The following is a 19,216-nucleotide window of genomic DNA, read 5'->3' as shown; positions in this document are numbered from 1 at the left end:
AAGATATTGGACAGTGCAGGCCCGCCGTGCGATAATTTTGCGCTAAGTTTCCGCGCCGTTCGACTTCCAGCCACGTCGGCTTGCGCCGCTCACGACGTGGCTTTATCCGTACCCCATGGCAGACCCCCGGCCCGAACCCTCTTCGCGCAACAAAGGTGCCGCCGGTCCTGGCGGCCCGAGCGCCGCTTTCAGTCCGCTGTATCGGCAGATCAAGCAATTGCTGGTGCAAAGCCTGGACCGGGCCGAGTGGAAGCCGGGTGAACCGATCCCCAGCGAAATCGACTTGGCGGCGCGCTTCCAGGTCAGCCAGGGCACTGTTCGCAAGGCCATCGACGAGCTTGCCGCGGAACACGTACTGCTGCGCCGGCAGGGCAAGGGCACCTTCGTCGCAACCCACCACGAAGCTCGCGTGCGCTTCCGCTTCCTGCGGCTGGCCAGCGACGAAGGCGTGGAAGGGGAAATCGCCGAAAGCCATGTCAAGGAGTGCCGCCGCGTGCGTGCCTCCGCGGAGGTCGCGCGTGCGCTGGAGCTGCGGGCCGGCGAAACCGTCGTTGCGATCCGCCGCCTGCTGACCTTCGGCGGCGTGCCGACGGTGCTGGACGATATCTACTTGCCCGGTTCGATCTTCCGCCGCCTGACGCTGGAGCTGCTGGCCGCGAACAAGGCACCCCTGTATGGTTTCCTGGAATCCGAGTTCGGCGTCAGCATGATCCGCGCGGACGAAAAGCTGCGCGCGGTGGCGGCGACGCCGGAGGCCGCGGCCGAGCTGCACGTGGCGCCCGGCGCGCCGCTGCTGCAGGTGGACCGCACTTCCTACACGTATGGCGATCGCCCGATGGAAATCCGGCGGGGCTTATACCTGACTGATCGGTACCATTACCGTAATAGTTTGAATTGATGGGCTTTTTCACCCGATTTGATAGCAACCCGTTACATGGGCGAAAATAGTCCGTTTTTCCCGCAAGGGCCAGGCACTCCCGCCGTTACGATTTCCTAGTTCCGAAACCCCGAGGCCGTCATGTCCGACTCAGCTGCCAAGCCGCGTCCGCAGTTTCGCAATATCAGCGTTCCGCAGATCCTTAGCTACCGCCTGCCGCTTCCCGGCAAGGTGTCGATTCTGCACCGCGTCAGCGGTGCACTGCTGTTCCTCTGTCTTCCCTTGGTCCTGTTGCCGCTGCTCGCGGCCAGCCTGGCTTCGCCGGAAAGCTTTGCGAATATCGCCGCGATCACCGGCAACCCCATCGTCAAGCTGATCCTGCTGGCGCTGATCTGGGGCTATCTGCATCACTTCTGTGCGGGCATCCGATACCTGATCCTGGACCTGCACAAAGGCATCGATAAGGCGCCCGCGCAGCGAAGCGCCGGTGTGGTCCTGGGGGTCAGCCTGGCGCTGACCGTGGTGTTCGGTCTCAAACTGTTCGGAGCCTGGTAAGCATGGCTGTCACCAAGAACTATGGCGCCAAGCGCCTGGTCGTAGGCGCGCACTACGGCACGATGGATTTCATCGCCCAGCGCATCACCGCCGTCATCCTGGCCCTGTACACCATCGTGCTGCTGGTGGGCATCCTGGTGATGCCGGGCTTTACCTACGAGAGCTGGAAGGCGCTGTTTTCCTTCCACGTGTTCGCCTTGCCGCTGGGCCAGGTGCTGGCCACGCTGGCCTTCGTGTCGCTGATCTGGCATGCGTGGATCGGCGTGCGGGATATCTGGATGGACTACGTCAGGCCGGTGGGCGTGCGCCTGCTGTTGCAGGTGCTGACCATCCTGTGGCTGGTGGGCTCCCTCGCTTACTTCGCGCAAATCATCTGGAGGCTCTAAGCCGTGGTCGCTGTCATGAATTCCTTGCCGCGCCGCCAATTCGATGTGGTGGTGGTCGGCGCCGGCGGTGCCGGCATGCGCTGTTCCCTGCAATTGGCCCAGGCGGGCCTGTCGGTGGCGGTGCTGTCCAAAGTGTTCCCCACCCGGTCGCATACCGTGGCCGCCCAGGGCGGCGTCAGTGCGTCGCTGGGCAACATGAGCGAGGACAATTGGTACTGGCACATGTACGACACCGTGAAGGGTTCGGATTGGCTGGGTGACCAGGACGCCATCGAGTTCATGTGCCGCGAGGCGCCGAGCGCGGTGTACGAAATGGAACACTTCGGCATGCCGTTCGACCGCAACCCGGACGGCACCATCTACCAGCGTCCCTTCGGCGGCCACACCGCCAACTTCGGTGAAAAGCCGGTGCAGCGCGCCTGTGCCGCCGCCGACCGCACCGGCCACGCGCTGCTGCATACGCTGTACCAGCGCAACGTCGCCGCGCGCACGCAGTTCTTCGTCGAATGGATGGCGCTGGACCTGCTGCGCAATGAAAACGGCGACGTCGTGGGCGTCACCGCGCTGGAAATGGAAACCGGCGAAATCTACATCCTGGAAGCCAAGGCGACCGTGCTGGCCACCGGCGGCGCGGGCCGTATCTGGGCAGCGTCCACCAACGCCTTCATCAATACCGGCGACGGCCTGGGCATGGCCGCGCGTGCCGGCATCGCGCTGCAGGACATGGAGTTCTGGCAATTCCACCCGACCGGCGTGGCCGGCGCGGGCGTGCTGATCACCGAAGGCGTGCGCGGCGAAGGCGGCATCCTGCTGAACAAGGACGGCGAGCGTTTCATGGAACGCTACGCGCCCACGCTGAAGGATCTGGCGCCGCGCGACTTCGTGTCGCGTTCGATGGACCAGGAAATCAAGGAAGGACGCGGCTGCGGTCCGGACGGCAGCTACGTCGTGCTCAAGCTCGACCACCTGGGCGCCGAAACGATCAACAAGCGCCTGCCGTCGATCCGTGAAATCGCGATCAAGTTCGGCAACGTCGATCCCATCAAGGAACCCATTCCCGTCGTTCCGACCATCCACTACCAGATGGGCGGCATCCCCGCCAACTATCACGGCCAGGTCGTGTCGTGGCAGAACGGCGAAAGCAAGATCGTCAACGGCCTGTACGCCATCGGCGAGTGCGCCGCGGTATCGGTGCACGGCGCCAACCGCCTGGGCACCAACTCGCTGCTGGACCTGATCGTGTTCGGCCGCGCCACGGGCAACCATATCGTTGGGGAACACCTGGAACGCCAGCATACGTTCCAGACGGTGTCGCAATCCTCGGTGGATTATTCGCTGGACCGCGTCAACAAGCTGGAATCGCGCACCTCGGGCGAAAAGACCCAGGACGTGGCTAACGCCATCCGCATGTCCATGCAGCGCCACTGCGGCGTGTTCCGCACCCTGGAACTGCTGAACGAAGGCGTGGGGCAGATCGAGGAATTGGCCCAGCAGGCGGACCACATCGCCTTCAAGGACAAGTCCAAGGTGTTCAACACGGCCCGCGTGGAAGCGCTGGAACTGGCCAACATGACGGAAGTGGCGCGCGCCACCATCAAGTCGGCCGCCAACCGCACCGAGAGCCGCGGCGCCCACGCCCTGAACGACCACCCCACCCGCGACGACGAGAACTGGCTGAAACATACCCTCTGGTATTCCGAGGGCAGCCGCCTGGACTACAAGCCCGTACAGATGCAGCCGCTGACGGTCGAGTCGTTCCCGCCCAAAGCGCGTACTTTCTAAGCAGGATGCCGGCATGAGCACCAAGCGAATCGTGAAATTCGAGATCTACCGCTACGATCCGGACAAGGACGAGCGTCCCTATATGCAGAAGCTGGAAGTCGAACTCCAGCCGACGGACAAGATGCTGCTGGACGCGCTGGTCCGCATCAAGAACGACGTCGATGACAGCCTCGCGCTGCGCCGTTCCTGCCGCGAAGGCGTGTGCGGCTCGGATGCGATGAACATCAACGGGAAGAACGGGCTTGCCTGTGTCACCAACCTGCGCGAGCTCAAGGAACCCATCGTCCTGAAGCCGCTGCCCGGACTGCCCGTAATCCGCGACCTGATCGTGGACATGACGCACTTCTTCAACCAGTACCACTCGATCAAGCCTTACCTGATCAACGACACGCCGCCGCCCGAGCGTGAGCGCCTGCAGTCGCCGGAGGCCCGGGAAGAGCTGGACGGGCTGTACGAGTGCATCCTGTGCGCCTGCTGCTCGACCTCCTGCCCGTCGTTCTGGTGGAACCCGGACAAGTTCGTCGGCCCGGCCGGCCTGTTGCAGGCCTACCGCTTCATCGCGGACAGCCGCGACGAAGCAACCGGCGATCGCCTGGACAACCTGGAGGATCCGTATCGGCTCTTCCGTTGCCACACCATCATGAATTGCGTGGACGTCTGTCCCAAGGGCCTGAATCCGACCAAGGCGATCGGCAAGATCCGGGAACTGATGGTCCGGCGGACGGTCTAGCATGAGTACCCGCTCGCCCTCCGCCTTGAAGCACGCCGCCACGCGGGATGTCGCCACGCGGCGGCGGGGGGAGTAACGTGGTCGCACTTACCGAATTGGAGCGTGCGCGGTTGCGTTGGCGGGCGCGTCGAGGCCTGCTCGAAAACGACCTCATCATTACGAAATACCTGGATGCGTACGAGTCGCAACTGACCGACGCGGATGTAGCAGCGCTGACGCAGCTATTCGAACTGGGCGATAACGACCTGCTCGACCTGTTGCTGGCGCGCAGTGAACCAGAAGGTGAACTGGATACGCCGAGGCTACGCGGAATCATCGCCAAGATGCGCGAGCTGTAACTTTGAGAGGAATGTACGATGAAACAGTCAGACAAAAAGGCCACCCTAACGTTTTCGGACGGCAGTGCTCCGATTGAATTCCCGATTTACCAGGGTACGGTAGGTCCGGACGTTATCGACATTCGCAAGCTCTACGGCCAGTCGGGGATGTTCACGTACGACCCCGGTTTCATGTCGACGGCGGCGTGCTCTTCCGCGATCACCTACATCGACGGCGACAAGGGCGAACTGCTGTATCGCGGCTATCCCATCGAGCAGCTCGCGGTGAACTGCGACTTCATGGATGTCTGCTACCTGATCCTGAATGGCGAACTGCCCACGCCGGAACAGAAAAAGGACTTCGATTCCCAGGTGACGCATCACACCATGGTGAACGAGCAGCTGCACTTCTTCCTGCGCGGTTTCCGCCGCGACGCGCACCCGATGGCGGTGCTGACCGGACTGGTCGGCGCGCTGTCGGCGTTCTATCACGACTCGCTGGATATCACGAACCCGCAGCATCGCCATATTTCCGCGATCCGCCTGATCGCCAAGATGCCGACGCTGGTTGCGATGGCATACAAGTATTCGCAAGGACAGCCCTTCATCTATCCGCAGAACAATCTGTCGTACACCGGCAATTTCCTGCGCATGATGTTCGCGACGCCCTGCGAAGACTATCAGGTGAACGAAGTCGTCGAACGCGCGCTCGACCGCATCTTCATCCTGCACGCCGACCATGAGCAGAACGCGTCGACGTCCACCGTGCGCCTGTGCGGTTCGTCGGGCACCAACCCGTTCGCCGCCATCGCCGCCGGCGTGGCCTGCCTGTGGGGTCCTGCCCACGGCGGCGCGAACGAAGCCTGCCTGCAGATGCTGGAAGAACTGCAGGCCAACGGCGGCGTCGCCAAGGTCGGCGAGTTCATGGAAAAGGTCAAGGACAAGAACTCGGGCGTGCGCCTGATGGGCTTCGGCCATCGCGTGTACAAGAACTACGATCCGCGCGCCAAGCTGATGCAGCAGACGTGCAAGGAAGTGCTGGCCGCGCTGAACCTGGAAAACGATCCCCTGTTCAAGCTGGCCATGGAGCTGGAGCGCATTGCGCTGGAAGACTCCTACTTCGTGGACCGCAAGCTGTACCCGAACGTGGACTTCTACTCGGGTATCGTGCAGCGCGCCATCGGCGTGCCGACCGCGCTGTTCACGGCGAACTTCGCCCTGGCCCGCACGGTGGGCTGGATCGCCCAGTGGAACGAAATGCTGACCGACCCCGATTACAAGATCGGCCGTCCGCGCCAGCTGTTCACGGGTTCGCCCGCGCGCGATATCAAGCGCGGCAAGTAAGCAACGGGGTGGGCGCCGGCCGCAGGGCCGGTGCCGGGCCTCATAGGCGTATGCAGGGCCGCGTTAGCGCGGCCCTTGTTGTTGGTACGCGTCGCGCCATGTGGCCAGAAGGTTGCGGTTCTCCGCTATCACGTGGCATTGCCGGCCGCTCGATGTCCGGCAGTGGGCGAGCGCCTTTTCTCGCGCCTTCGCGAGCGAGCGGGTGTTGACCGCCCAGTAGACGCCATGATCGTTCGCCGAAATGGCCAGCGCCTTCTCCGTGGACGCCCGCAGATAGCGTTGGACATCTTCCCGGCCACGGGCGTTCAGCACGGCCAGCAAGGGAGTGAAAACGGCGCTGTCCTCCATGGCGGGAAGATGATTGGCCGCCAGGAAGCCGTCGATCCTGGGCTGTGTCAGGTCGCTGGCTTCCCATCGGTACAAGGTGTGTCCGTCCTTGCGGAACGGCGGGAGCATCGCGAAGTCGGCTTTCCCGCCCCCTGCGCGGTATCCCTGCAGCATGCGTTCGACCAGTTCGGGCCGGAACCACGGATCGTTCCTGGCGTAAATCCACAGCGTGGGCACGGCGGCCGCACCGAAGGCCGAGACCTGGCGAACCAGCGCTGTTTCGAAGGGACCGCATGCCGGATTCGGCGCGAAGGGCCTGGCGTCGTGGTAGAGGCCGCCCGATAGGTTGATGACCGCCGTGAGCGGACGATCCGGTCGCGCCGCCAGGTCCAGCATCGATACGCCGCCAACGGATGTGCCCACGCCCAGGACCGTGGTGTTGTCGACGTCGGGCCGGGTCCGAAGCGATGCCAGGGCCGCGGCCAGATCGTCGGCACGTGCGTCAAGGTAGCGCGCGACATCCGGCCGGGTGCAGGTGCCGGCTTCGTCCTGGACAACGCCACTGGAGTGACCATATCCCCGCCAGACGATGGAAGCCGCCAGCCAGCCGCGATGGGCAAAGTCGTGCGCGAGATTGGCCAGGTCGTCGGCATGCATGCTTCGTGGATGCCTGGATGCACCGTTGACGATGAGCGCGATCGGAAAACGGCCGCCTGTCGCCGGTCGGACGATCAGGGCTTCGAGATGTTCCGCGCGGCCGTCGATCGTGACCGGCAGGGTGACGTGCTCTTCCACCACAAGGGGATCGGCAAGGCAGTTCGTCGATATCAAAATCATGGCGGCCAGGAGAGCCGCCATGGATGGCAAGTGTTGTCTAACGATAGCGCGGCATCGTGTCACGTTCGTCGCCTCGGTCTCTTGCGGGCGCCGCTGGGAATAACCCATCTGGCTCCCAGATCTTGATTTCGCAAGCGCCTGGACGGCGGCGGGGGTGTGTCCAGACCGCCGCTTGAATCATGGCGGTAGGGAAATGCAGGCGGCTGGTCAAGGCTTGCAGCGGAATGATAACGGCCCAACCGTGGAAAGGATCGCGTAATCGGGCGCGGGACGTTGTCATATCCACGTCATCGATGATGACTTGATGCCAGCCAAGTTCCTTGCGGCAACGCTGGAGGGCGGCATGGATCATGCCCACAGTGCGGGGGGCGGGGATGCCTGGGCATGGGGCAAGGAGAGCTGGACGATTCTGTCCTGGCTGCCGGGCGCCCATCGGCTGGTGAAGGCGACGAGGGGCACCTGGATCGCCCAGCCGTGATAAGGATCCCGCAGCGCTACGGTATGCGCTGTCAGGTCGATCCCATCCACGATGATGAAATGGCTGCCGATCTCGCCGTTGACGGAAACGATAGCGGAGCCGTGCTTGTTCAGTTGCTCCGCTAGCGCTTCGACGGTTTGGGGGCGCGCGGTGATGGGGGTATAGTCCGTGGCACCCTTGAGGTCAATCAGTACTTGAGCCTCGTCCGCCAAGCTGCGGCTCCATAGCCTGTGTACGTTTATCTTGCCACCGTGGTCCGCGCTCAACATGGCGGAGACACCGGCCGAGCAGGCGCGCTGGGCTTGTTGCTGGATGACCCACCTGCCATCTTCCAAATAGCCGATGTCCACGCCGCCCACACGCTCGGTGCGTTGAACGGGGAAAATGTCCAGGATTTCCCTATCGTGGAAAAAATCCACCTTGCCGTCTCGAAGGGGGGCGTTGCCGCGCCGGGTGTCCACGTGCGAGGGTGGGGCATAGGACCGGATCAGCTTGCCATTGACCCGGCTGCCTATTGAAGGGTCCATGCGGGCGCGGTCGATGTTTGCGTTGCGTATGTGCGCGCCCCGCATATCCGCATTCATGCAATCGCAGTTCTGCATATCGAGGTCGCTGAGGTCGGCGCAGTAGAGGTTCAAAAAGCGCAGATCGAGGCCGGCAATGCTGGTCAAATCGGCCAGCGATTTCCCCGTCAGGTCGGTGGCATAGAGCGCGATTTCCCTGGCCCAGCTGGGCAGGCTTTCATACGGGACGGCGTTGGAGGGCAGGTCCTCGGCCTTGAAGGCGGCCATGCCGTCCGGCACGCTTCGCAAAGGCTTCGGCAAAGGTGGCTCCGCGTAAAGTCCCCCCCTGTCGGGATAGCACTTCATCGCCGTCTTCAGGGCGGTTTCCCTGGATTCGCCGGCGCGCAGGAGCACGCGATAAAGGTGTTCCTGCGCGTGCGCGATATCGAGGGGAAGAAGGGTCCCCCAGCCGGGGACATCCAGGATATGCGGGTCCCGGGCCTGAGTATTGGCATAGGCGACCCAGCAAGTCCAGTTCACCAAGGCCTGGGTTCCCTTCTGGCCCAGCCCGCACGCGCTGCCAAGCGCGTGCAGTTTCTCGGCGGCTGTACTTGACGCGGCCAGGCGCGGTTGGTCGGGCTCATGGCGTGCCGAAATGCAGGGAATGATGGATGACAGGAAGGTAAGCATGGTGAGGGGGCCGGCCTTGGGCAGATATCGTCTTGTGTGATGTGCGGATGGATGCCTGTGCGCGGCGCAAGCCATGACGTTTGCCATGGTTGCGGCGCGGCGGCCGGCGGGGTGCGGCCGGGGCTGTGTTCCTAGATGAGCATCCCTTCATGCCATACGGGCATGGGATCCGTGTAAGGGCGGCCATCTTGCGCGGCCTTCTGATACCACGGCGAGGTCGAAGGCGCGGGCGGCTGGGCAGGGACCGAAGCCGCGCCCGTCCGGGCCGTCGCGGGAAGGATGGCGCCGCCGATCCTGGTGTTCGTGAGCTTGCTGCGGCTGAGATTCCCTCCGAAAAAATTGGAGCCGCTTAGATCGCAGCCTTGGAAATCCGCATCCGGCGCGTGCAGATAGCGCAGATCCAGTCGGTTCAGCCCGGGTGTGTTGCGGCAGTCCCTGCCTGCCAGGTTGGCCATATACAAGGCGACTTCCCTGAACGGGGCCGGCAGCATCTCGAAGGGGACGATTTTTTCCGGCAGATCGTTAGGGGGCAAGCTGCTCAGCCACTCGCGCCATGCCGCTTCGCGCAGTGAGGCGCCCCCTGCGGGCGAAGAAGACGCGTTGCCGTCGAATGCGTCGATGGCGTCCTGCAACGAGGGAATCGGGTCGTTCCTGTAGAACGCGTCGACGGCATCCTGTGCCCTCTGCGCCGATTCGCCCGCGCGCAGCAGCAGTCGATGCAGGTTCGCGTTGCGGTGCGCGCGGTCGATAGGCAGAACGATATTCCAGCCCGGTTGCTGCGCCACATGAGGGTCGTAGACAGTCAGCGCGGTGGCATAGGCGGCCCAGATGGACCATTGCAGCAGCGCTTGTTGGCCATCGCGGCCCAGCTTGGCGGTTTTCGCCACGGACCGGACGGTATTCTCGATTCTACGAGCCGTGTCGTCGGCGAAGTCCGCATCGCCGGACCGGCAGTCGACGCATGGGATGAAGGTGGCGAAAGAAAGCTGCATGGTGACCGTGCCTGCGTTGGAGAGAAGGCGGGCCCGGATGAGCCGCTTTCCCTGTATGGGAGAGCGAGCTTCGTGGCGCGGGCGGTCAAGGCTGTTCCGTTTGCGGCTGTATCGCCTGGATGGTGCGATCAGGAAAGGAGAAGCGTTTGGTCAGTGCGTTCAACGCAATGGTGATCGCCCAGCCGTGATACGGGTCGCGCACTTGCGCTTTGCCGCCGTCCAGGTCCACGGCGTCGAGGATGATGCTGTGGCTGCCGATCTCCAGGTCGAATACGCCGATTTCCGCCGGGCCGGCCGCTTTCACCTGCGCGGCCAGGGCTTGCATGGAGTCGACCTGTGTCTGGAGAACCTGCAAGCCCGCGCGACGGATATCGCCGTGCAGGCGTTCGTCGATGGCCATGTTTCTGTACCTCAACTGATCGGGATCGAAATCGAAACCCTGGTCCAGGATCAGCATGGCGGTCGACGCCGCCGTGCAGCCGCGCGTCGATTGCTGCTGGACGACGTTCCTGCCGTCGTGCGTGCGGCCGATCGCGATGTCGTCCACCTCCCCCCGCCAGGCGAGCGGTTCGACGAACAGGATTTCATCATCGTCGAAAACCTGGGTGGATCCGTGATCGCTGCATGTTCTGCCGTTCCGATACACGTGGCGAGTGTCGCCCAGCGCGATGGGCGGCACGGAGCGGTTCTCGCGCGCGACCTGCAGTAGGGTGGCATCATCGTCGAACCGCGCGTCGGTGATATCTGCCCGGCTGAAGTCTGTGCCCCGTACATCCGCCTTGGAAAAATCGCAGCCGCCAAGATCGCAGCCGCCGAAGTTGGCGTGGGTGGCGCACAGGTAGCGCAAGTCCAGTCCGCGCAAGCCCGGCATGCCGCGGCAGTCCCTGCCGACCAGGTTGGCCGCGTACAAGGCGACTGTCCGGGTCCAGTCCGGCAGTGCCTCGAATGCAAGCGCATGCGCTGGCAACTGCCCGCCCAGCCATTCGAGGCAGGCTTGCCGGTAAGCTGCAGCGTCCGTCGCACGCGGGAAGGGAGGGCGGGCGCAGAAGGCCTGGGCGGCCTCCCGCGCGACTCCCGGCGGTTCCCCCGCGCGCAGCAGCAGGCGGCGCAGATTGTCTGCGGTGGCCGCTTGGTCAATGGGTAGGACGACATTCCAACCCGGCAACTGCGCCAGGTGCGGGTCGGCATCCGTGAGCGTTGCGACATAGGCCGTCCAGGTGGTCCATTGCTTCAGGGCCTGTCGCCCCGTTTCACCCAGTTCCGTAGCCTGGAATAGGAATTCCACGGCTTGGGCGACGTGACCGGGTGGGGCGCCGGTCGCGGAGTGAGGTGCGGGCGGCGGATCGGCGGGGCCGATGCCGATGTTGGCGGGTTGGATGGAACCGGGCATGGGAAGCTTGCCTCGCGTGGCGGGCAAGCGAGCGCTGCTCGCTATCCAGGTTGAAACACGTGGCAAGCTTGGTGGTGGCGATGCCGGCGCGGTTCCGCGGCCTTGCGCGGGTCAACGGCCGATGCCGCGTGCCATGAGGACCGCGAACAGGGGCAGGAAGCCGAACAGGTGAACCTGGATCATGACCCAGCGGCGGATGCGCTTGATCTCGGTATTGGTCGGCACGAAGCCGGGCAGCATGCGTGCCTGGCGCCGCCATTTCAAAAAGGCGACGGTCGGGCGCAGCGATAGCAGCGCGATGAGGACGAACAGCCCCATCTTGGCGTGGAACCAGGGATTGGGCAGATAGAAGGATACGCCCTTGGCACCATAAAAAAGCCGCAGCAGGCCCGTCGCGATGACCGCCAGTGCGCAAGCCAGGTAAAGGCGATCGTAGTTGGCAAGGCGCCGTACGACGGATGCCGGCATGTCGGGCCGCAGCAATACGGTTTCGGCGGCGAGGGGAACGATCAGGGTGAAGATCGCCAAAAAATGTAGCCAGGCGAGCAGGGCGTCGGTCAGCATACGTGCTCCATGACGCGCGGCATGACGCCGCGGTTCGCCCTAGTTTGTACCGCAAAGAGGCGGTCGCCTGGAAGACCGTGTGTGCAGGTGTGCGCGTCGACAGTCTACGGACGCTATATCCATAGTGTGCGATGCGCGGAGTGGTGCGGAAAAGTATCGGTGCCGGCTGGGGCGATCTGGATGATGGTGGGATTGGGGTTCTTCCATCGGCTGGTGAATGCGACCAGCGGAATGATGACCGCCCAGCCATGAAAGGGATCTCGTAGCTGCGCCACGTGGCGCTCGAGGTCGACCGTATCGACGATGATGTAGTGCCCCTTGATCTCGTCGTCCAGGCTGACGATGGCGGGGCCTGCCGCGGCAAGCCGATCCGCGAGCATTCTGAGGCTGTCGATTTGCACAGTGACGGGATGCATGCCGGCGGCCTTGATATCCATCAGCACCTGTTTGTCGTTGGCGTCGCCGCGCGACAAGAGCTGCTCTACGTTTATCTCGCCGCCGCGGTCGGCAATCAACATGGCGGAGACCGCGGCCGAGCTACCCCAGAGGGTCTGTTGCTGGATGATGGATTTGCCATCTTCGGTATAGCGGATGTCCAGCCCCCCGACCTGACGGGTTTGCGTGCCAGGAATAACCCGGAGGATCTCTCTGTCGTGGAGAAAATCTTCTTTCTGCACCTTACGAGGATCCATCACGGCACCGGCGGGATCGAACAGGCTGGAGCCGGGGTAGGAGCGCTTCAGCGTGCCCTCGACCGGGCTGCTTGTCGCGCCCTGCATGTGCCTGTCGTCAACGTTGGTGCGGGACATGTTCGCGCGGCGCATATCCGCATTGGAAAGACCGGAATCCTCCAGATTGCGATCGCCGATGTCGACGCCATAGGCGCTTAAATAGCGCAAATCGAGACCGTTGAGCCCCTCCATGCCGGAAAGCGATTTCTCCGTCAGGTCCGTTGCAAAGAGGGCGACTTCCCTGGCCCAGGTGGGCAGGCTTGCAAACGGCACCGCGTGTGCGGGAAGGTCTTTTGCCGCAAAATCGGCGATGCCATCCTGGGGCCGCTGCACGCATTTCAGCGGCCTGGGAAGCAAACGCGACTCCAGCATGGGTACATACATGAAGGGATAGCATGCCATCGCCGTTTCCAGCGCGGTATCCGGCGGCTCTCCGGCGCGCAAGAGCAGGCGGTAAAGATGTTCCTGCGCGTGTTTCGCATCGATGGGCAAGACAAGCTTCCAGCCGGGATCGTCCGTGATATGGGGGATCTTGGACTGTGCGGTGGCATAGGACAGCCAGCAAGTCCATTGCGTCAAGGCCTGCATTCCCCGGGCGCTGAGGTGGTGTGCCTCGGCTAGCGCTTTCAGTTCCTCGGCGGCTTTGCCTGATAGCGCGAGGTCCGGTTCAACGGGCTCGCAGCCCGTCCGGACGTGGGAAGTGGAAGAGGGCGGAGAAACGGGAGAAGTAAACATGGCGATCCGACGGAACGTTCATTCGGGACTACCGCGCCGCGCGATACGGCGGCCAGCCCAATGAGTACGGAAACCGGCGCACATGTTCCTCCGCGCATGGCCGCATGCGATGCACCCGTTTCGGCGGTGCTCGCGCGGTGACGCCAGCTTACGGCGGAGGTGGCACCGGCAAGCCACGCCCATAAGAGTGGTCCTGCCGGTGCGGGGGCATCAGCGACGCTTCGCTGCTTCCGCCGCTTCCTGCTGCGCGTCAACCACGGCCAGGGCCGTCATGTTGACGATGCGGCGTACCGTGGCGCTGTTGGTCAGGATGTGCACGGGGCGGGCGGCGCCCAGCAGGATGGGGCCCATTGCGATGCCGCGGCTGCCCGTCATCTTCAGCATGTTGTAGGTGATGTTGCCGGTATCCAGGTTGGGCATGATCAGCAGGTTGGCCGGTCCCTTCAGCGTACTGTCCGGGTAGGACGTCATGCGGATCGATTCGGAAAGCGCCGCGTCGGCATGCATTTCGCCGTCCACCTCCAGGTTGGGCGCGCGTTCGGAAACGAGCTGGCGTGCGCGGGCCATCTTGCTGGAGGACGCCGTGCTGCGGCTGCCGAAGTTCGAATGCGACAGCAGCGCGATCTTGGGCACCACGCCGAAGCGCAGCATTTCCTCGGCGGCCTGGATGGTGATGTCGGCCAGTTCCTCGGCGGTGGGATCCTCGTTGACATGCGTGTCGGCGATGAACAGCGTCTGGTCGGGCAGCATCAGCACATTCAGGGCGGCATAGGCCTGGGTGCCCGGCTTGCGGCCGATGACGTCGTCGACGTACTTCAACTGGTTGTCATAGCGGCTGCCGACGCCGCAAAGCAGCGCATCGGCGTCGCCGCGTTGCAGCAGCATGGCGCCGATCAGCGTGTTGTGCTTGCGTACCATCGCCTTCGCGATGGCCGGCGTCACGCCCTGGCGGCCGCGCATGTGGTAGTAGCCGCTCCAGGTCTCGTTAAAGCGCGCATCGTCCTCGGGATCGACGATCTCGATGTTGTCGCCGGCGACCAGGCGCAGGCCGAACTTGCGTATGCGCATGTCGATGACGGAGGGGCGTCCGACCAGGATAGGCCGGGCCAGCTGTTCGTCGACCACCGTCTGTACCGCACGCAGCACGCGCTCGTCTTCGCCGTCGGCGTAGATGACGCGCTTGGGCGCCTGCTTGGCCTGGTGGAAGAGGGGGCGCATCAACTGCCCGGAGTGATACACGAAGCCCATCAGTTTCTGGCGATAGGCTTCCATGTCCTGGATGGGCCGCAGCGCCACGCCGGAATCCGCCGCGGCCTGCGCAACGGCGGGCGCGATCTTGACGATCAGGCGCGGATCGAAGGGCTTGGGAATGATGTAGTCCGGTCCGAAGCTGAGCTCCTGTCCGGCATAGGCGCGCGCCACTTCATCGTTCTGCTCGGCTTCGGCCAGTTCGGCGATGGCTTTCACCGCGGCCAGTTTCATTTCCTCCGTGATGCGGGTGGCGCCGGCGTCCATGGCGCCGCGGAAGATGAAGGGGAAGCACAGGACGTTGTTGACCTGGTTGGGGTAGTCCGAGCGACCGGTGGCGATGATGCAGTCCGGGCGCGCCGCCTTGGCGATTTCGGGGCGGATTTCGGGATCCGGGTTGGCCAGCGCCAGGATCAGGGGCTGGTCCGCCATGGTCTTGACCATGTCGGCGGTCAGTACGCCCGCGGTCGAGCAGCCCAGGAACACGTCCGCGCCCTTGACGATATCGGCCAGCGTGCGCGCATCGGTCTTTTGCGCGTAGCGCTTCTTGTTCGGCTCCATGTTGGCATCGCGGCCTTCCCAGATGACACCGCGCGAATCCGTCACATAGATGTTTTCCTGGCGGATGCCCAGCTGCGCCAGCATGTCCAGGCAGGCAATGGCCGCTGCACCGGCGCCGGAGCACACCAGCTTGACCTGGTCCATGCGCTTGCCCACCACTTTCAGCCCGTTCAGGATGGCCGCCGACGAGATGATGGCCGTGCCGTGCTGGTCATCATGGAAGACGGGGATCTTCATGCGTTCGCGCAGCTTCTTTTCGATATAGAAGCACTCGGGGGCCTTGATGTCTTCCAGGTTGACGCCGCCCAGGGTGGGCTCCAGCGCCGCGATGATGTCGACCAGCTTGTCCGGATCGGTTTCGGCCAGTTCGATGTCGAAGACGTCGATGCCGGCGAATTTCTTGAACAGGCAGCCCTTGCCCTCCATGACGGGCTTGGCGGCCAGCGGGCCGATGTTGCCCAGGCCCAGGACGGCGGTGCCGTTGGTGATCACGCCCACGAGGTTGCCGCGCGACGTGTACTTGGAGGCGGCCTCGTCGCCGCCGGCATGGATGGCCATGCACGCCGCGGCCACGCCCGGCGAATAGGCCAGCGAGAGGTCGTCCTGGTTCGCCAGCGTCTTGGTCGGCGTGACGGATATCTTGCCCGGCGTGGGATAGGCGTGATAATCCAGGGCCAATTTGGTTAGGGTTTCGTCCATTGCGGTGCAGCCTTTATCAATAAAGAAGGAAATCGGTGGCGGCGCGGGCACGCCTTTCGTGGCGCGGCGCGGAAACCGCGCGGGCGGTCGGGCGGCCGGCGCATGGCTGCCGCGCGGCGCCCGGGATCGGGGCGGGCGCGTCCCGGTTGGGGACGCTGGCGCGGCGGCGGAAGCGGGCCGGCCGTGTATTTCAGCAGAAAGCGCCGGTGGAAGCTTGTTGCAGCGCGGCGTAAAGGTCGCTTCAACGCCGATCTGCTGACCATATCCTGAACCGGCGGATTTGTCGCCGTCCCGCCACGAAATAGGTGCAAAATGTCGCGGCCGGATCGCCCCAACCCGTTTCCCGGAGGGCGCCTCACACGGGCCGTTATACAAAGCGCTATACTGCTTCGATACGGCTATCAAGGCTTGTACGTGCCTTCTGCCCCGCTATCCGCCAACCGGTTGAGCCGTGTCGCGGAAGGTTTTCCCTGCATCGCAACGGGTGAAGCACCCGGTAAGGTGAAGCGTTATATGTCCACAGAGATCGAATCCAAGTCCACCTCATATCTGTTCGGGAGCAACGCTCCCTACGTCGAAGAGCTCTACGAAGCCTATCTCGACAATCCGGCGGCCGTTGGCGACAACTGGCGCAACTATTTCGATTCGCTGCAGCACCTGCCCGCCACTGACGGCCAGGAAAGCACCCGCGATCAAGCCCATGCGCCCATCATTGCCTCGTTCGCCCAGCGCGCGCGCAGCAATGGATTCGTGCATCGCGCCCAGGAGCCGGATCTTTCCGTCGCCTCCAAGCAGATCTCGGTACAGCAACTGATCGGTGCCTATCGCACCCTGGGTTCGCGCTACGCCGACCTGGATCCGCTCAAGCGCCAGGAACGCCCGGCCATCCCCGAGCTGGACCCCGCTTTCTACGGCCTGACGGAAGCCGACCTGGACCAGGTCTATTCGGCGACCAACACCTACTTCACGACCGCCAGCACGATGACGCTGCGCGACATCCTGAAGAACCTGCGCGACACCTACTGTCGCAGCATCGGCGCGGAGTTCATGCATTGCTCCGATCCGGCCGTCAAGCGATGGATCGAGGAACGGCTGGAATCGACCCTTAGCGCCCCCCCGGTCTCCGCGGAACATAAACGCCATATCCTGCAGCAACTGACCGAAGCCGAAGGTCTCGAGCGCTTCTTGCACACCAAATACGTGGGCCAGAAGCGCTTTTCACTGGAGGGCGGTGAAAGCTTCATCGCCTCCATGGACGAGGTGGTCAACCACGCCGGCGAAAACGGCGTGCAGGAAATCGTCGTGGGCATGGCCCACCGCGGCCGCCTGAACATGCTGGTGAACATCATGGGCAAGATGCCCGGTGACTTGTTCGCCGAGTTCGAAGGCAAGCACGCCGAAGGCCTGACCGACGGCGACGTGAAGTACCACAACGGCTTCTCCAGCGACCTCTCCACGCGTGGCGGCCCGGTGCACCTGTCCCTGGCCTTCAACCCCTCGCACCTGGAAATCGTCAACCCGGTGGTCGAAGGCAGCGTGCGCGCGCGCCAGGAACGCCGCGGCGACCAGGAAGGCAAGCAGGTGCTGCCCGTGCTGGTGCACGGCGATGCGGCCTTCGCCGGCCAGGGCGTCGTCATGGAAACGCTGAACCTGGCGCAGACCCGCGGCTACGGCACGGGCGGTACGCTGCACATCGTCATCAACAACCAGATCGGCTTCACCACGTCCGATCCGCGCGATTCGCGTTCCACGCTGTATTGCACCGACGTGGTCAAGATGATCGAAGCCCCCGTGTTCCACGTGAACGGCGACGATCCAGAGGCGGTCGTTTTCGTTACGCGCCTGGCGCTGGACTACCGTGCCCAGTTCCACCACGACGTCGTGGTCGACATTGTCTGCTTCCGCAAGCTGGGCCATAACGAGCAGGACACGCCCTCGCTGACGCAGCCGCTGATGTACAAGCGGATCAGCCACCATCCCGGTACCCGCAAGGCCTACGCCGACAAGCTGGTGGCGCAGGGCGTCATGGCTGACGCCGACGCCGACCAACTGGTGAAGGACTACCGCCAGCTGATGGAAGACGGCCATCGCACCATCGAGCCGGTGCTGACCGACTACAAGAGCAAGTACGCGATCGACTGGTCGGCCTACCTGGGCGCCAAGTGGACGGACCAGGCCGATACCGGCGTGCCGCTGGCCGAACTCAAGCGTATCGGCGAACGCATCACCACCGTGCCGGAAGGCTTCACGGTGCACCCGCTGGTGGCCCGCCTGCTGAACGACCGCCGCGCCATGGCGCGCGGCGATCTGAACCTGGACTGGGGCATGGGCGAACACCTGGCCTTTGCCACGCTGGTGTCGTCGGGCTATGCCATACGCATCACCGGCCAGGATTCGGGCCGCGGGACGTTCACGCACCGCCATGCCGTGCTGCATGACCAGAACCGCGAACGCTGGAACGATGGCACCTACATTCCGCTGCAGAACGTGTCGGAAGGCCAGGCGCCGTTCGTCGTGATCGACTCGGTGCTGTCCGAAGAGGCGGTGCTGGGCTTCGAATACGGCTATTCCAGCGCCGAGCCCAACACCCTGACCATCTGGGAAGCGCAGTTCGGCGACTTCGTCAACGGCGCCCAGGTCGTGATCGACCAGTTCATCAGCGCCGGCGAAGCCAAGTGGGGCCGCCAGTCCGGCCTGACCATGATGCTGCCGCACGGCTACGAAGGCCAGGGCCCGGAACACTCGTCCGCCCGCATCGAGCGCTTCCTGCAGCTGTGCGCGGACAACAATATGCAGGTCGTGCAGCCCACGACGGCCGCGCAGATCTTCCATGTGTTGCGCCGCCAGATGATCCGGCCCTTCCGCAAGCCGCTGGTCATCCTGACGCCCAAGTCCCTGCTGCGCAACAAGGATGCCGGTTCGCCGCTGGCCGACCTGGCGGGCGGCGGCTTCCGCCCCGTCATCGGTGAAGTGACCGAAAGCATCAAGGGTGCTTCCGTCAAGCGCGTGCTGGCGTGCTCGGGCAAGGTCTATTACGACCTGGTCAACGCGCGCAAGGAGCGTGAGCTGGACAACGTCGCCATCATCCGCGTCGAACAGCTCTATCCCTTCGCCCACAAGGCGTTCGAAGCGGAACTGCGCAAGTATCCCAAGGCCACCGAGGTCATCTGGGTTCAGGACGAACCGCAGAACCAGGGCCCGTGGTTCTACGTGCAGCACCACTTGTACGAAAACATGGCCGAGGGCCAGAAGCTGGCCTATGCCGGCCGTCCCGCCTCGGCCTCGCCGGCCGTCGGGTACCTGGCCAAGCACCAGGAGCAGCAGAAGGCCCTGGTGGAGCAGGCCCTGGCGCCCAAGTACAAGGGCTTCATGCTGACCAAGTAAGCGCGCAACGGCGCATGGCCGCGTGTCCGGGTTCGGGCCCGGCCGTGCGCGCGTGGATCACACGAATATCTTTTTTACGGAAAAAA

Annotated in this window: 15 protein-coding genes; 8 read left to right on the top strand and 7 right to left on the bottom strand. The window is 63.9% G+C overall.

The window, feature by feature from the left end; all coding sequences use genetic code 11:
* The first annotated feature begins 115 nt into the window (after window positions 1-115).
* The 7 genes from AKI39_RS17570 (at window position 116) to AKI39_RS17540 (ending at window position 5,991) form a co-directional block, all read left to right on the top strand.
* Window positions 116-898: a GntR family transcriptional regulator gene (locus AKI39_RS17570; protein ID WP_066638861.1), complete on the top strand. Its 783-nt coding sequence runs from the start codon at window positions 116-118 to the stop codon at window positions 896-898.
* A 120-nt stretch (window positions 899-1,018) separates the two neighbouring features.
* Window positions 1,019-1,432, top strand: coding sequence for a succinate dehydrogenase, cytochrome b556 subunit (gene sdhC / locus AKI39_RS17565; protein ID WP_066638858.1), 414 nt, complete (start codon window positions 1,019-1,021; stop codon window positions 1,430-1,432).
* A 2-nt stretch (window positions 1,433-1,434) separates the two neighbouring features.
* Window positions 1,435-1,818, top strand: a complete 384-nt coding sequence (gene sdhD / locus AKI39_RS17560; RefSeq protein WP_066638855.1) for a succinate dehydrogenase, hydrophobic membrane anchor protein — start codon at window positions 1,435-1,437, stop codon at window positions 1,816-1,818.
* 3 nt (window positions 1,819-1,821) lie between these two features.
* Complete coding sequence (gene sdhA, locus AKI39_RS17555; RefSeq protein WP_066638853.1) at window positions 1,822-3,600, top strand: succinate dehydrogenase flavoprotein subunit; 1,779 nt, start codon at window positions 1,822-1,824, stop codon at window positions 3,598-3,600.
* A gap of 13 nt (window positions 3,601-3,613) precedes the next feature.
* The gene (locus tag AKI39_RS17550) at window positions 3,614-4,330 is read left to right on the top strand and encodes a succinate dehydrogenase iron-sulfur subunit (RefSeq protein ID WP_066638851.1); all 717 of its coding nucleotides are present in this window, start codon (window positions 3,614-3,616) and stop codon (window positions 4,328-4,330) included.
* A gap of 77 nt (window positions 4,331-4,407) precedes the next feature.
* Window positions 4,408-4,668 carry a succinate dehydrogenase assembly factor 2 gene (locus tag AKI39_RS17545; RefSeq protein ID WP_145925305.1) on the top strand — a complete coding sequence of 87 codons (261 nt, stop codon included), beginning with the start codon at window positions 4,408-4,410 and terminating at the stop codon, window positions 4,666-4,668.
* A gap of 18 nt (window positions 4,669-4,686) precedes the next feature.
* Window positions 4,687-5,991 carry a citrate synthase gene (locus AKI39_RS17540; RefSeq protein WP_066638843.1) on the top strand — a complete coding sequence of 435 codons (1,305 nt, stop codon included), beginning with the start codon at window positions 4,687-4,689 and terminating at the stop codon, window positions 5,989-5,991.
* A 63-nt stretch (window positions 5,992-6,054) separates the two neighbouring features.
* Here the strand turns inward: AKI39_RS17540 and AKI39_RS17535 are convergent, their stop codons facing one another.
* From AKI39_RS17535 to AKI39_RS17505, 7 genes are all read right to left on the bottom strand, one after another.
* The gene (locus tag AKI39_RS17535) at window positions 6,055-7,263 is read right to left on the bottom strand and encodes a CocE/NonD family hydrolase (protein WP_201258512.1); all 1,209 of its coding nucleotides are present in this window, start codon (window positions 7,261-7,263) and stop codon (window positions 6,055-6,057) included.
* A gap of 240 nt (window positions 7,264-7,503) precedes the next feature.
* On the bottom strand, window positions 7,504-8,550 hold the full coding sequence (locus AKI39_RS17530; RefSeq protein ID WP_158515186.1) for a pentapeptide repeat-containing protein: 1,047 nt from the start codon (window positions 8,548-8,550) through the stop codon (window positions 7,504-7,506).
* Window positions 8,551-8,957: 407 nt separating this feature from the next.
* Window positions 8,958-9,818: a pentapeptide repeat-containing protein gene (locus tag AKI39_RS17525; protein WP_066638835.1), complete on the bottom strand. Its 861-nt coding sequence runs from the start codon at window positions 9,816-9,818 to the stop codon at window positions 8,958-8,960.
* Between the two features lie 85 nt (window positions 9,819-9,903).
* Window positions 9,904-11,208, bottom strand: a complete 1,305-nt coding sequence (locus AKI39_RS17520) for a pentapeptide repeat-containing protein (RefSeq protein ID WP_066638834.1) — start codon at window positions 11,206-11,208, stop codon at window positions 9,904-9,906.
* 111 nt (window positions 11,209-11,319) lie between these two features.
* Window positions 11,320-11,772, bottom strand: coding sequence for a DUF2214 family protein (locus AKI39_RS17515; protein ID WP_066638832.1), 453 nt, complete (start codon window positions 11,770-11,772; stop codon window positions 11,320-11,322).
* Window positions 11,773-11,885: 113 nt separating this feature from the next.
* On the bottom strand, window positions 11,886-13,238 hold the full coding sequence (locus AKI39_RS17510) for a hypothetical protein (RefSeq protein ID WP_145925304.1): 1,353 nt from the start codon (window positions 13,236-13,238) through the stop codon (window positions 11,886-11,888).
* Window positions 13,239-13,448: 210 nt separating this feature from the next.
* Window positions 13,449-15,746: an NADP-dependent malic enzyme gene (locus tag AKI39_RS17505; RefSeq protein ID WP_066638827.1), complete on the bottom strand. Its 2,298-nt coding sequence runs from the start codon at window positions 15,744-15,746 to the stop codon at window positions 13,449-13,451.
* Window positions 15,747-16,259: 513 nt separating this feature from the next.
* On the opposite strand from AKI39_RS17505, the gene AKI39_RS17500 reads away from it, so the two are divergent.
* Window positions 16,260-19,130: a 2-oxoglutarate dehydrogenase E1 component gene (locus tag AKI39_RS17500; protein WP_066638825.1), complete on the top strand. Its 2,871-nt coding sequence runs from the start codon at window positions 16,260-16,262 to the stop codon at window positions 19,128-19,130.
* The last annotated feature ends 86 nt before the right edge of the window (window positions 19,131-19,216 follow it).

Source organism: Bordetella sp. H567, from assembly GCF_001704295.1.
In the GTDB taxonomy this organism is placed as follows: domain Bacteria; phylum Pseudomonadota; class Gammaproteobacteria; order Burkholderiales; family Burkholderiaceae_B; genus Bordetella_C.
This window is presented reverse-complemented; position numbering and strand designations above follow the sequence as displayed.